Origin of the sequence: Paenibacillus sp. FSL R5-192, assembly GCF_000517845.1 — a bacterium.
In the GTDB taxonomy this organism is placed as follows: Bacteria; Bacillota; Bacilli; order Paenibacillales; family Paenibacillaceae; genus Paenibacillus; species Paenibacillus amylolyticus.
Map to the genome: position 1 here is coordinate 390,010 of NZ_ASPR01000014.1, position 13,558 is coordinate 403,567.

Annotated in this window: 16 protein-coding genes; 11 read left to right on the top strand and 5 right to left on the bottom strand. The window is 47.1% G+C overall.

The features are described from left to right. The first annotated feature begins 137 nt into the window (after nucleotides 1-137). From C161_RS10115 to C161_RS10150, 8 genes are all read left to right on the top strand, one after another. On the top strand, nucleotides 138-599 hold the full coding sequence (locus C161_RS10115) for a DUF86 domain-containing protein (protein WP_036609731.1): 462 nt from the start codon (nucleotides 138-140) through the stop codon (nucleotides 597-599). 10 nt (nucleotides 600-609) lie between these two features. Beyond that, nucleotides 610-1,512, top strand: a complete 903-nt coding sequence (locus C161_RS10120) for a DUF4261 domain-containing protein (protein ID WP_036670080.1) — start codon at nucleotides 610-612, stop codon at nucleotides 1,510-1,512. 210 nt (nucleotides 1,513-1,722) lie between these two features. Then, nucleotides 1,723-2,100 (top strand): YtxH domain-containing protein, encoded by a 378-nt coding sequence (locus tag C161_RS10125; RefSeq protein WP_017689426.1) that lies wholly within the window; start codon nucleotides 1,723-1,725, stop codon nucleotides 2,098-2,100. Between the two features lie 221 nt (nucleotides 2,101-2,321). Then, nucleotides 2,322-3,131 (top strand): glutamate racemase, encoded by an 810-nt coding sequence (gene racE, locus C161_RS10130; protein WP_036610949.1) that lies wholly within the window; start codon nucleotides 2,322-2,324, stop codon nucleotides 3,129-3,131. 228 nt (nucleotides 3,132-3,359) lie between these two features. Then, on the top strand, nucleotides 3,360-4,571 hold the full coding sequence (locus tag C161_RS10135; RefSeq protein WP_442789425.1) for a M14 family zinc carboxypeptidase: 1,212 nt from the start codon (nucleotides 3,360-3,362) through the stop codon (nucleotides 4,569-4,571). A 196-nt stretch (nucleotides 4,572-4,767) separates the two neighbouring features. Next, nucleotides 4,768-5,025 carry a hypothetical protein gene (locus C161_RS10140; protein WP_036670081.1) on the top strand — a complete coding sequence of 86 codons (258 nt, stop codon included), beginning with the start codon at nucleotides 4,768-4,770 and terminating at the stop codon, nucleotides 5,023-5,025. Nucleotides 5,026-5,167: 142 nt separating this feature from the next. Beyond that, nucleotides 5,168-5,470 (top strand): heme biosynthesis protein HemY, encoded by a 303-nt coding sequence (locus C161_RS10145; protein ID WP_036670085.1) that lies wholly within the window; start codon nucleotides 5,168-5,170, stop codon nucleotides 5,468-5,470. A gap of 21 nt (nucleotides 5,471-5,491) precedes the next feature. After that, on the top strand, nucleotides 5,492-5,713 hold the full coding sequence (locus C161_RS10150; RefSeq protein WP_017689421.1) for a DUF1450 domain-containing protein: 222 nt from the start codon (nucleotides 5,492-5,494) through the stop codon (nucleotides 5,711-5,713). A gap of 102 nt (nucleotides 5,714-5,815) precedes the next feature. On the opposite strand, the gene C161_RS10155 is transcribed toward C161_RS10150, so the two are convergent. Further along, nucleotides 5,816-6,214 (bottom strand): hypothetical protein, encoded by a 399-nt coding sequence (locus C161_RS10155; RefSeq protein ID WP_036670087.1) that lies wholly within the window; start codon nucleotides 6,212-6,214, stop codon nucleotides 5,816-5,818. A gap of 150 nt (nucleotides 6,215-6,364) precedes the next feature. Between C161_RS10155 and C161_RS10160 the strand changes: the two genes are divergently transcribed. Continuing rightward, nucleotides 6,365-6,646, top strand: a complete 282-nt coding sequence (locus C161_RS10160; RefSeq protein WP_036609724.1) for a hypothetical protein — start codon at nucleotides 6,365-6,367, stop codon at nucleotides 6,644-6,646. Between the two features lie 173 nt (nucleotides 6,647-6,819). Further along, nucleotides 6,820-7,650: an aldo/keto reductase gene (locus C161_RS10165; protein ID WP_036670089.1), complete on the top strand. Its 831-nt coding sequence runs from the start codon at nucleotides 6,820-6,822 to the stop codon at nucleotides 7,648-7,650. 334 nt (nucleotides 7,651-7,984) lie between these two features. Here the strand turns inward: C161_RS10165 and C161_RS10170 are convergent, their stop codons facing one another. The 4 genes from C161_RS10170 to C161_RS10185 all read right to left on the bottom strand — a co-directional run bounded on the left by C161_RS10170 (nucleotide 7,985) and on the right by C161_RS10185 (nucleotide 12,665). Further along, nucleotides 7,985-8,710 carry a DsbA family oxidoreductase gene (locus tag C161_RS10170; RefSeq protein WP_036670092.1) on the bottom strand — a complete coding sequence of 242 codons (726 nt, stop codon included), beginning with the start codon at nucleotides 8,708-8,710 and terminating at the stop codon, nucleotides 7,985-7,987. An 81-nt stretch (nucleotides 8,711-8,791) separates the two neighbouring features. Then, nucleotides 8,792-9,220 (bottom strand): cytidine deaminase, encoded by a 429-nt coding sequence (locus C161_RS10175; RefSeq protein ID WP_036670095.1) that lies wholly within the window; start codon nucleotides 9,218-9,220, stop codon nucleotides 8,792-8,794. A gap of 75 nt (nucleotides 9,221-9,295) precedes the next feature. Then, on the bottom strand, nucleotides 9,296-11,296 hold the full coding sequence (locus tag C161_RS10180; RefSeq protein ID WP_036670098.1) for an LTA synthase family protein: 2,001 nt from the start codon (nucleotides 11,294-11,296) through the stop codon (nucleotides 9,296-9,298). A gap of 214 nt (nucleotides 11,297-11,510) precedes the next feature. Then, complete coding sequence (locus tag C161_RS10185) at nucleotides 11,511-12,665, bottom strand: THUMP domain-containing class I SAM-dependent RNA methyltransferase (protein WP_036609715.1); 1,155 nt, start codon at nucleotides 12,663-12,665, stop codon at nucleotides 11,511-11,513. A 238-nt stretch (nucleotides 12,666-12,903) separates the two neighbouring features. On the opposite strand from C161_RS10185, the gene C161_RS10190 reads away from it, so the two are divergent. Beyond that, entirely contained in the window at nucleotides 12,904-13,536 is a 633-nt protein-coding gene (locus C161_RS10190; protein ID WP_036670998.1) for an O-methyltransferase, read from the top strand. The last annotated feature ends 22 nt before the right edge of the window (nucleotides 13,537-13,558 follow it).

The following is a 13,558-nucleotide window of genomic DNA, read 5'->3' on the forward strand; positions in this document are numbered from 1 at the left end:
TGCATGAGCGATTTAAGAGACGTTATGGAATTTCTATATATTTTTGTTGTGTTTCTAATCGCTTGTCCTGTGATGATATTCTGGCTTAAGCGAAGAGGGAAACGGAACCGATAACTCACTGAACGGGAAGTGAACGAATGTATTATGTGAACAGAGAACAGATTGCCCGCCGGCTTGCTGCTGTACCGGAAGTAGCTAAAGGGCTTCGCGGGGCAGCAGAAGCTTGGGATGGCAGTCTCATGCTGGGTATGGTACAGGAACGTTGTCTTCACCTAGCGATCGAGATTGTTACCGATGTGGGAAGTTATCTGATAGACGGCTTCATCATGAGAGATGCAAGCAGCTATGATGATATTATTCAGATTAATTATGAAGAAAAGGTTTTTGATAATCCGACCTATGAGATATTGCGTCAGCTTGTCACGTTACGCAAGCCACTGGTGCAGGATTATTACACTTGGGAGCGGTCTGAGCTCCATCCACTTAGCGTAGAGTTGCCGAGTATACTTGAACATTTTACTACTCAGGTTAGCGCCTACGTGGAAAAAGAACTTGGTCCTTTCAATACGGCACAAGCCGAGGGACAGCGTAAGGAATGAGGGAAATCGCATGACAAATGAATCAAATGAATCAAAAGAATTCAATGAAGTAAATACTGAAAGTAACGAAACAAATGAAACACCTTCCGGATTCCATCCGGTGTATATGGTTGAACTTTTGTTCCGGGAACGTCCAGAGGTGGATCGCCTGCGTTTGCAGGAAGCTATGATCCGTCATACAGGACAAGTCCGACTGGATGTGAAACAAGAGAGCGGAGGGCAAAAGCATGAGATGCTTGTCTTCTATCATCTGGACCACAAGGTATCCTTCCAGGAAGGGGATATCCCTGCTCAGACTTGCATGCTTCCTGTGAATGAAATCGCAGATCGTGCTCGCTTTGGCGGTGCTCTGCAACAAGCATGGCATTGGCCGGAAGTGGGACAAGCTGTGGAAGCTGCGCGTTACTCCATTCGGATACATGATATGTTCACGGCTGCCATGCCTCGTAAACAGCGCCTGGAGCTGTTTCAGAAGACTGTACTGGCAATCATGGAGAGTGTGACCTGTGATGCGCTGTATTGGTATGGCAGTGATAAGCTGGTTGAACCGGAAGCATATACGCAAGCTCAGGAACGTGAGGAACATCTGTATGCAGCCATGAACGTTCGAATGTATCAAGCCGGAGGTACAGAGGAACAGCGCGGGTTGGTCATGGATACCGTGGGATTATCTGCGCTGGGTGTACCTGATGTCCAGTGTCACTTCGTCGGTCTTGATCCCGATACGGTGGCTCAGACCTTACTGGGTGCAGCATATTACATATTTGATCAGGGGGATGTTCTGCAAGATGGACAGACGCTGGGTTCTTCAGGTGGACGTCGCTGGCGTTGTGAACATCAGGCAGCATTGATTGCACCTGGACGATATGTGATTGATTTGGACCCGGGGGATGAGCATGCATGCCGCGGCTGATCTCGAGCCGGCTCGTCAGAACTGAGTTTAAGCCAAGTCATTTGCATCCATTCAAAAAGGGCGTTCAGATTATTTTTAACATCTGGAGTGTCAAGTCAAGCCTGTGTTGCTTATAATGCATCAACAGAGTAGGCATTCGCCCGGATGGCTGAGCGACAGACCGTTGCTTCTAGTCCGGTACTTAAACAATAGTAAAGGGAGAGATGTGACGTGAAGGATTCTAACAAAAGTTTGTTGTGGGGAGCTCTTATTGGCTCCGTGGTTGGTTCAGTAACGGCATTATTGCTGGCGCCGAAATCGGGACGTGAACTTCGTCAGGATATTACAGAAGGTGCTCGTCAGGTATCGGAGAAAGGTCAGGAACTGGCTGGTATCGTGGGAGAACAAAGTTCGCAGATCGTATCCAAAGTTAAAGAGACCGCAGATGTCGTGATTCAGGATATTCAATCCTGGCGCAATTGCGCTGAAGGGAAAGAAATTCGCATATCGGCAGCCATTGTTGATAACGATATCGATAAAACAGTGGATGAACCCGGAATTGACATCGTAGCGAAGCTTCCTGCGGATGAGTCCAAGGACGACAACTAAGCAAAGCTTAGGATAAGCAGGCTTTCCTCTATTTAGAGGAGAGCCTGCTTTGTTGCGTGTCCACACATAGATGACATAGCGCGTGGATTTAATTTGAACCCTGCGATGAAATCGGGTAAGATGTAGGTACCTTTTTGCCGGAATGTTCATACGGTAGGAAGAAAGCTCTGAGAAACAATCGTTTTGAGAACCAATTCAATGAAGAAGGAAGCGGTGTGTTCGTGCAGCAAGCAATCGCTATATTAGACTCCGGTGTGGGGGGATTGACCGTCGCCAAGGAAGTGATGCGTCAACTCCCGCGGGAAAAGATCATTTATTTTGGGGATACTGCCCGGACACCGTACGGACCCCGTTCGTCCGAACAAGTAAAACAATTTACGGAACAAATCGTTGATTTCTTGATCCAATTCGATCCGAAGGTTATCGTTATCGCCTGTAACACAGCAACAGCAGCCGCGTTGGAGTATATCCGTGCCAAGGTGAATATGCCTGTCATTGGTGTTATACATCCGGGTGCGCGGGCCGCAATCACAGCGACACGTACAGGACGTATTGGTGTGATTGGTACCACAGGTACCATAGGTAGTGGGGCTTATACATCGGCACTCAAGCAGTTGTCCCCCTATATTGATGTGGTCAGTCAGGCTTGTCCGGCGCTGGTGCCGTTGGTGGAACAAGGTGAATTTCGTTCCGAGCACACGACACATACGGTGGAACAATCATTGGGCGAGATCAAACAACAGCCAATTGATTGTCTTATTCTGGGTTGTACGCATTATCCCTTTCTCATGGACACGATTCAGGAAGTTATGGGACAGGAAGTGAAGTTAATCAGTTCAGCAGATGAAACGGCACGTGAAATCAGTACTATTTTATATGATAAACGAAAGCTGGCCAGTGGGGATGAGACTCCAGTGCATCAATTTTTCTGCACGGGTGACCCGAGAATGTTCCAGAATATCACCCGTCGATGGTTGGGGGAGCAGATCTCCAAGACCCCTGTTGTCTGGCAAGTTACGCAATTATCATAGTTATACTCAAATTATGCATGAATAAGACTTTTAATTAATGTAATTTGGTTGTGGACTATCCCGGAACTGTGAAGTTCCGGGATTTTTTGTCGTCATTATGCATTAACAGGAGATAAACATGATTCTTGTCACATGACGGACAACCTGACCTGCATACATATGTTACAGACACGAAATTGGTCAGAACTGGACAGGAGACCTGTCTTTTCCTGTGGAAAGGAGAACAACATGGATCTGCAGTGGATTATCGTTCAGCGGGGAGATACATTGCCGCGAATTGCGTCAGCACACCATATGACCAAAGAGTTACTTGCTGCACTAAACCCGGAAGTGGCTTCCCAGCCATACTTGCTGGCAGGTCAGATGCTGCGTATTGTACCCGGGACAGGTCGCAGATACGCTGTACCGCCTGGAGAAAGTGTAGGGGAGATTGCAGGGAGATTTGGTCTGGACGAAGAGTTGTTGCGCCAGGCCAATCCTGAAATTACCAATATAACCGACTGGGTTGGTCGCTGTATTCATATTCCGGCTTCGAATGGAAAAACTATTGTAAAGATTCAGGGAGAGTATGGTTATCGAGAATTAATCAGGGATATAGACAAGCTGGAGAATCAATACCCGTTTATTGAAACGGGTTCAATCGGAACAAGTGTCATGGGCAAGTCACTGCCTTATTTGCGTATTGGGCAAGGGGCGAGACATATCCATGTTAACGCTTCCGTTCATGCGAATGAGTGGTTGACAACAGCAGTTCTGATGAAGTTTATTGAAGAGTATGCCGAGGCGTATGGTGCGCATAGGGCATGGCATCAATACCAGACAGAACGCTGGATGCAAGAGACGACACTCTGGGCCGTGCCGATGGTTAATCCGGACGGGGTCGAACTGGTTCAGGAAGGTGTGGTCAATCAGCATCCACATGCACAGCAGTTGTTGGCCTGGAATGCCGACAGATCACATTTCACCCATTGGAAGGCCAACATCAGAGGGGTGGATCTGAATGATCAATTTCCAGCCCATTGGGATGAAGAGGCAGCGAGAAGAGGTATAACCTCACCGGGCCCCAGGGATTATGCGGGGACAGCGCCATTGACAGAACCGGAGGCACAGGCGCTTGCGCAGTGGACGCGGCAACACACATTTGATGCGGTTGTATCCCTGCATAGTCAGGGACAGGAGATCTATTGGAACTACCGTGATCTGGAACCCAGGGAGAGTGGACCGCTGTCGCGTAGACTCGCCAAAGCTTCCGGCTACAAGGCGGTGAAGCTCGGTGGCAGTGATGCCGGATACAAGGACTGGTTTATTCAAGATTTCGGTAGACCGGGCTTCACGGTAGAAGTTGGATTGGGTGTTAATCCGCTTCCCGTAGAACAGTTTGATGATATTTGTATAGAAGTGGGAATGTTGCTGGCTGAACTGTTATCCAATGGACAATGAGGCAAGACCCTGAATTATGATGGTGTGAAACTTAACAGTAGATCATTCGTATAACAGGAACGGACGCCATGAGCGACGTTCCGTTTTTATTATTTTTTATAATGGCATGTTACGTCATTCGTTCTGAATGGTTTTCGAACGGGTAATGATGGATGTGCCTTTTCGGCGACATATATAATTATACGGAGGGATTCAAATGAAGTGGAGAAGACTGCTGTCGTTCAAACGATGGACACAAGTTTTCAAAAGGCTCCCCCGGCTGCTCCGGGCTCCGCAGATTCCTTTGGGAGAAAAGCTGTTGTTTATTATTCCAGCGCTGTTGTACTGGGTACTTCCTGACGTAATGCCGTTTATGCCCATCGATGATATCGGGGTCACATTGATTCTGATGAACTGGTTTGTAAGCCGGGCAGAACGTAAATATCCTGTGCTTCAAGAGGGGACACCTTCTTAATTTGTGCCTAAATGGATAGGTTTAACATAGAATTCGCATCAATGTTATTGCGAAGAGCGGTAACTTTCTTTACAATAGATGCTGTAGTTTAAGAATGCTGAAATTGTTGAAACCTGCAATTACAATATAGGAGATGAAGAGAATGAACTGCAAAATTACGCGTAATGCTGCTAAAGTATTGAAGCTTGAATTGGACAAGCCGGAGAACGAAGGAAAAAAACTGCGCGTTGTCATCACCCATGCACATGGTGACCATGCTCACTACGGGCTTGATCTCGACACACCAAAAGAAAATGATACGGTTGTATCTACCGATAAAGAGATTGATGTCATTCTTGCAAATGACCAGCCTTTGTTGAACGGTGTTAAAATTGACTACCTCTACTTCCCGGAAGAGGGATTTGTTATTACGAATCCATCCCAAGGTAATCACGGCGACCACTAAGGGCGCGAAGAAGGGGAACTCATGGCTAACGATATCCGCGTATGCGAAAAGTGTAATCATGTCCGACTGAAATCGATTGTGCCCAAGTTGCAAAAAATGGCTCCAGACACGGAGATCAAGATTGGGTGCAAATCCTATTGCGGTCCTTGCGCGAAACGTGCATTTGTCTTTATTAATGGTCGGTATATCAGTGCGCCGACAGAAGAAGAAGTGCTCGCCAAAGTTGCAAAGTTCGTGAAGTAATAGGATATAACAAGGTGAGTGGAGAAAACTGTCCACACATCAGAAAGGAGGGGCTACGTGCCTCTCCTTTTTTTTGCGTTTGGGTAGAAGTGAAAGGGTGTGTTACTCCATAGCACCTTCGACCAACTCAGTAATTTGGAAGGTATCTTCTCGAATTTCAATGGCAATGACGGTAGCATCCTTTTTTAGAAAATGTACATGTCCCAGCCGTTCTTCCTCTAATTCCACCCATCCTGTATCCGCTAGCTTCTGAAAATAATCCATTGGCGGGTAGAGTCCTTGCTCACCCCCAATATGTTTCAGCTCATACTTAACACATTCTTTAAGGGTGGGATGATCGGAATAAGCTATGTTTTCAATAAGTTTTGCATTGGTTGGGACTGGGATGTCTGGGTTCATGGATGAGGCTGTATATCCTTCTATCTCGTATGTTGCAGGAGCGCAGCCTTGTAGCCAAATGAGGAAGGGCAACATACAGAGTGTCAGTAATACTTTCTTCAAATAAATTCCTCCTGATTCGGCATGATTATCTAACAAACGTAGCCAGATCAACTAAAGTTACGATAAAAACACAAAAGAAGAATAAGGAAGGCTTGTGTTATCCATCCTAAAGGGGTAACAGGAACATGATAATCCCAAGGAGGAATACTCATGCCGAAGCGTTATGATTCCAGTTTGCAAGCCGATACCACCGTATCTCAGGCGCAAAATGCGGTGAACAAGCTTCATTATGCTGTATCTCAGGCCATGTCTCATCCGACGGCACAGACCATTGTACAGGCGGAACGACGTCTGGCACACACGGAGCAGGCGATGCGACAAGCAGAGCTTTCACTCGGAGGGCAAGGTGTTGAGTTGGCAGAGGAAATGTTCATCGAGGAGAAGAGACGATTGAATTCAATCCAGAGTCAGCACGGTCAAGGGGATCTATAACGTTCCTGTCACATCAGAACCCGCAGGGCAGTAATGCTTTGCGGGTTTTTCATATCTTTTGCAAAGACTCTCGATCATGGGTTTACTCCCACAGTATGTCGAATGGCCGCTTAAAATTCTGTGAGAAGGTTAATAGAACAAGAGCAGGCAAAATTCCATACGGGAGGTACAGAATGACAAAACATATTACAGATTGTACGATTCTGAACAACGGAGTAACGATGCCATGGCTAGGATTTGGAACATATAAAGCAAAAGGTAAGGAAGTACAACAGGCGGTTGAGACCGCTTTGGAGGTTGGATATCGCAGTATTGATACCGCGTCCATCTATGGCAATGAGGAAGAAGTGGGACAAGCTATTGCAAGCAGTGGTGTTGCCCGTAACGAACTGTTTGTGACGACCAAACTCTGGAACGAGGATCAGGGATTTGATTCAACGTTGAGAGCATTTGAAGCCAGTCAGAAGGCGCTTGGACTCAATGTGATTGATCTTTATTTAATTCACTGGCCTGGCAGAGACCAGTACAAGGAGACGTGGAGAGCATTCGAACGTCTATATAGCGAAGGAAGCATCCGTGCGATTGGTGTGAGTAACTTTCAAGTTCACCATTTGCAAGATATTATAGATGAGGGCGGAACGGTGCCTGCGGTTAATCAGGTAGAGCTGCATCCGGGTCTGATCCAACAAGAACTGCAAGATTTCTGCGGGGCGCAGGGAATTCAACTGGAGGCTTGGAGCCCGATCATGAAAGGTAAGCTGAACCAAGAGTCCACCCTCAAAGCACTGGCCCAAAAATATGGGAAAACACCGGCACAGATCATTCTGCGCTGGGACATTCAGAATCAGATTGTGACGATTCCGAAGTCGGTTACCCCGGAGCGTATTCGTGAGAATGCGGACATCTTTGACTTTGAATTGACACCGGATGAGTTGAGACAGATTGATGCACTGGATTCGGATAAGCGGACGGGTCCACATCCAGATCAACTGTTTTGGGATTAAGTGGGTAGGCGCTAATTGAATTATGTGTTTGATGATAAGTTAGTGGAGGTTCCGGTCACGGATCGTTCTTTCGATCGCTGTTGTCTCCAAATTTTTTTTGATTCCTCTTTTCAGAGGATAAAATTTGGATACAGCTTATGCTTCCGATGCAGCTTTCTTGCAGAAAGCTTTCAGGCGAACGCTTCGCTTCTTCAGAATCGATTCCGTCCCCTCCACAGTAACTGTTCATCAGACACAAATATATACAATGAGCTAGAGTCGTGTGTAGCATATAAAAAAGCAGCAGAATCAGGGCATACTCCCTGATCCTGCTGCTTTTTGTGTGTGAATTGGCTTAATTTTTTTTCGGGACTTCGCATCCGTCATCTGTGCAGATGCCACTGCCGTCTGTTTCTGTTGTGTTGGATTCAACCATGGTGAAAGGGGAACGGTCGTCCCATGCTTTTTGAATGGCATCCAGAAACACCTCGTCAGGCTGAGCGCCCGATACGGCGAACTTACGGTCGAATACAAAGAACGGTACACCGCGGATGCCGAGTTGCTCGCCTTCCGCTTGGTCAGCGCGGACATTGTCGGTGAATTGATCACTGGACAGCACTGCCGTAGCTGCCTCTCGATCCAGGCCGACTTCTTCTGCTAACTGAGCCAACACTTCAGGGTCGCCGGAGTGTTTACCTTCAATAAACACAGCTTGGAAGATCCGTTCACTAAGTTCAAGCGCTTTGCCTTGTGTATCTGCCCAGTGTGTCAAGCGGTGAGCTGAGAAGGAGTTCGTAGGGATCATGGCATCGATATTGTATTCCAGTCCTGCCGTACGAGCATTGGCATTCATCTGGGCATTCATACCTTTGGCCTGTTCCACGCTCATATTATATTTGGCAGCCAGATATTCCGAATTGGTTTTGCCTGGGTTCAATGCAGCGTTTGGATCAAGCTCGAAGCTTTTGAATTGCAGCTTCACTTCATCACGGTGTGGGAACTGTTCCAGTACATTCTCCAGGCGGCGTTTACCGATATAACAGAAAGGGCACAGAAAATCAGACCATATCTCAATATTCATTATGTTAAACCTCCATTATCCTTTTAGTTGAAACTAATATAGTTACAATTATAAAGCCACTTTCTATAATTCGCAAGGAGATTACTTTTTATCCCGATATGCCTTGGACCAATGGTAAGGTTGAATCTCATCCAGTCTCTTGAAGACCAGTTGACCAGAAGGATCGTATACGGCAGCTTTGACTTCTTCGCCCCAGTAAAATAATCGTTCCTGGCATACACCGCAAGGTGTAAGGACCTTGAATTCTGAATGCTCGTCATCACGAGCGATACAGAGGGAGTGGGTGACACGTTCGTTCAATTTGTGGGCTTCCAGATAAGCCCCTGTTTCCATACATAGATGCGTGGCATCGTTGATGACCTCTGGAGCTACACTAATCAGCAGGGAGCCAGCTTCGGTATAGACGGCACCCGCGCCGCCCCATCCCTGAGGATAACGTTGCTTCACAAATTTTGCGGCTGCATTGAACAATTGCTGTTCAATATTGAGTGGTTCAGTGTGTGATGTCATGTAATGCAAGTTCTCCTTTTTAAATCCAATTCAATTCATTTCGTGTATTTGTTTAGCTTGTCATTACGATATTGTTCATTGCGATGTTGCTGTTGAACTGTCTTCCTCTCGAAAGCGCTGAATCAAATCATAAGTAATGACCGTGTCCGAGACATGCAATCGTTTGGTTGCTTCATCATGACTGGGGCGGCAAGCATTGATGTCCGTTTTGTCGCGTGTGGACAGGTCATAACAAGCACCGCTCTCATAGATATAATCATCCGATGGAATATAGAATACAGAACCATCCGAGAATGTGCCATTACGCAGCACAACCGTACGCCCAGACCCGTCATATACGTCGTTACCCATGTGATAATAGGACTGGTCGGATAAGCCTAGCAAATGCAGTACGGAAGGCGTGATGTCCAGTTGTCCCGAAGGTTCGTTGATGGTTCCGGCAGCTGCTCCGTCCGGTAAATGCACGAGCAGGGGGACCTCGTTCATGATCTGTGCCATATCCAGTTCGTTCAGTGAACGTCCCAGGAACTGTTCGTATTGTGATTGTTCCTTAATCGAGTTGTCGTGGTCTCCGTAGAACATAAAAATGGTATTTTCCCATAATCCCCGATTTTTCAGATCCTCGACCATCTTGCCGAGCGCCGAATCCACGTAATGAACGGATTGCAGATAGTTACCAAACATGGTCCCCTGGAACTCGCCTACATCCAGTTGCTGTTTCTCTTTAGGCAGGGCGTATGGATGGTGACTGCTGAGTGTAATGAGGAAGGAATAGAACGGTTCGGTAACCTCACTGCTCATTTTCTCAACGGATTGGCGGAAAAAGGATTCGTCAGACAGGGACCAGCCAAGCGGGTCATCCTGTGCAAAATCATTTTTACTATAAAACTTGTCGTACTTCATGTTCTGATACATCGTATACCGATTCCAGAAGCCGCTCTCATAAGCGTGAAATACGTTGGTGCTATACCCGTTATCCTTCAGAATGGAAGGAAGTGAATCATACGTATGGTCTGCATAACGTACAAACGCTGATCCAACCGGAAGTGGATGTAGGGAAATGTTTGCACCAAAATCGGCATCTGACGTTCTGCCCTGACCGGTCTGGTGGTAAAAGTGACTATAATACTGACTTTCCTTCATCAGTTCATTAAAATGCGGTGTGATCTCCTGACCGCCAATGCTCTGACCAATCATGAAGTTCATAAAAGCCTCACCCTGAACAATGATGACATTGCTGTCTTTATATTTGCCAAACAAGGCATCATTCTGCGGGGCAGTTCCTCGCCTTTCAGCAAAGAACGCTTTTGCTTGCTCAACATCAGCGGGATCAGCCTGCGGCCCGGAGCCGATGTGGTCTTTGGCAAAGTTGTACAGATCATAACCGTGAAAAGCGAGCAGTCCGGTCACATTGTACATGGATACATTCCACCAGTTGTTATCGAACAGGCCTTTGGCCCATGTTTTACTGTAGAAATAAATCGGGCCGACGGCGAGGCCAAGTCCCAGCACAAGGGCGATGCTGCCAGCCGTGAGACGGCGGCGCAACCGTGCCTTGCCATCGTTGTACGAATACCTCCCATAGCCATGAACAGACGGACTGGTGTGCTTCGAACGGTAACGTCTGTTGAATAGTACGATAGCTGCGAACGGAATAACGACAAGCCAATCAGCAAAGAACCAGAGATCGCTTGTGTAGATTAGTGTAGCTATGCTGTCCCCTAATGCGTCAACTTGTCTGGCTTGCAACAATACCGGGATGGTCAAGAAATCCTGGAAATAGCGATAATACACCATATCGGCGTAGATTAGTGCGGTAAGCAGCAGGTTAAGCACCACGAGAGACACGATCATTCCTCTACGTGGCAACAACCAGGTCCAGAAGGACAAGAGTAGTAAAGATCCAATAGCAATGACTTTATCCAGCAGTCCCATCGTAATGTTATAAGCGTGAAGATTGTGATGGAGCCACATGAGTTTGAGCAGCATGAGCACAAGAAAAATAAGATATAACGTTAATGGATGATTTAAAAGCCCGCGTGGCATGGAGCTACGCGTAGGCCGAGTGACAACCATATGTATGTCCCCCTTGCTTTTGTTGTTTTGTAATCGGAATGTAAAATAGGGCTCCATCCATTATAGCGTGGCCTCATGTGTTTTCAACTATGCCTCAGGGAGAATTGATTTCTGCGGAAGCGAAGACCGAAGTCGGTGAATTCATATGACCAGAAAAGCGCACAAAAAAAGCGCTCCGGCCATGGATGGCAGGAGCACTTTAGATTCGAAACAATTATGAAGATTGTGGTGTTTTATTTCGTGGGGGCAGTGGGCCCAAATACTGATAGTACTGGGTTTCAATTCGTCCGTTGAACAACTTGCGACGTTTGTCTGCCTTATGACCGAAATACTCCTCGAAAGCTTTGGTTGATGTGATTGCAAAAAAGGACCATGTTGGCATGTCGAGGTAACTGCGCCCTAATGAGCGGAGCAACTTCTGAACTTCTTTTTCTTCACTCAAACGTTCACCATATGGGGGATTGGTAATGATGACACCATATTCACCCTGTGGTCTAGCGCGATGAGCGGGCAGGACGCTGACTTCAATATCTTTGGCGAACCCAGCACTTTTGATCGCTGCCATAGCAACTTCAATCGCTTCAGGATCAATATCGCTACCTGAAATCTGTAACGGGACATCGTCACGTACAGCATCAAATGCTTCTTCGCGCGCCTGTTCCCACAATTCTTCAGGAATGACAGCCCAGTCCTCAGAGTTGAAGGTCCGACGAAGTCCTGGTGCAATGTTCCAGCCGATCATAGCGGCTTCGATCAGCATTGTGCCTGATCCACAGCATGGGTCATAGAATGGACGGGATACATTCCAGCGACTGAGCTGAATAAGAGCTGCAGCAAGTGTTTCTTTGAGTGGCGCTTCGGTAACGAGTTTACGATAACCCCGTTTATGCAGACCTGGTCCCGTCGTATCTAAAGTAAGCAGGGCGCGATCGTTTAGCAGAATGACCTCAATCACATAACGAGACCCATCCTCTGGGAACCACTCTGTGTCATAAGTCAGCTTCAGTTTCTCTACGATTGCTTTTTTCACGATCCCTTGTGATGCAGGCACACTGCTTAACTGGGATTTTTGAGAACGACCCTCTACAGGGAATTCGCCATCGGCTGGAATCCACTCTTCCCAAGGCAACGCTTTGGTGCCTTCAAACAATTCGTCGAAAGTCGTGGCAGGGAATTCACCCATTTTCACCAATACGCGATCCGAACTTCTCAGCCACAGGTTACAACGGCAAATATCAATATAATCTCCTGTGAAGAAAACCCGGCCATTGTCGATCGTAACATCTTCATACCCCAGTTGCTTCAGTTCCCGGGCAACAACAGCCTCGAGTCCCATCGCCGAGGTTGCGATCAATTGCAATTGAGCCATGTGATTCATTTCAACTCCATTTCAAGCTGGAGAAGGGAAATCCTTCTCTCTGCTGTATAGTAACGGTGCGGCCTTGCCGCTTTCCGTGAAAAAACTTACAATGAGAAATGCGGTGAACGTATGCACGCCTCTTCGAAGTGATGCATCAGTCAACCGCCTGTGTTGATAACAAACATTTATTATAGAACATTGGCATCCATATGGAAAGCAGTCCAAGTGTCCAAGGAGGATTTTAGTGGTGAATCTGACCCCTGATGAATATGTAAATCAATTATTTCAAGAGGATGAGCTTTTGCTGAAAGTGAAAGAGGCCATCCGTTCGAACGGTATGCCGGAAGTTTCGGTTGCGGCGGCATATGGACGATTGCTCACGTTTCTAGCGAAGACATCCAAAGCAGAAGCTGCGCTCGAAATCGGCGTGCTGGGCGGTTACAGTGGGATCTGCATTGCGCGTGGTTTGCGTGAGAATGGAACCCTGACTTCGCTGGAACTGAAAGAGGAATATGCGGCAATGGCGCGTGGTCATCTGGAGGAAGGCGGTTTTGGCGAAAAGGTAGAGTACCGTATTGGCCCGGCGGCAGACAGCCTGGAGCAATTGGAGCAGGAAGGTCGCACATTTGATTTCTTCTTTATTGATGCAGATAAGGAGAATTATCCGGTATATCTCGATTATGCCATCAAGCTGGCTCGGCCAGGTGCTGTTATTGTTGGTGATAACTGTTTCCTGCGTGGTCGTACACTGAATCCGGACAAGCAGGGCCCGGCCGTGCTTGCTGTTCGTCGTTTCAATGAACAGATGGCAAGTGACCCGCGCCTGGTGACGACCATGTTGCCGGATTACGATGGGCTGGTACTTGCCTGGGTGAAGTAAAAGTGGATATTTCCTAAAGATA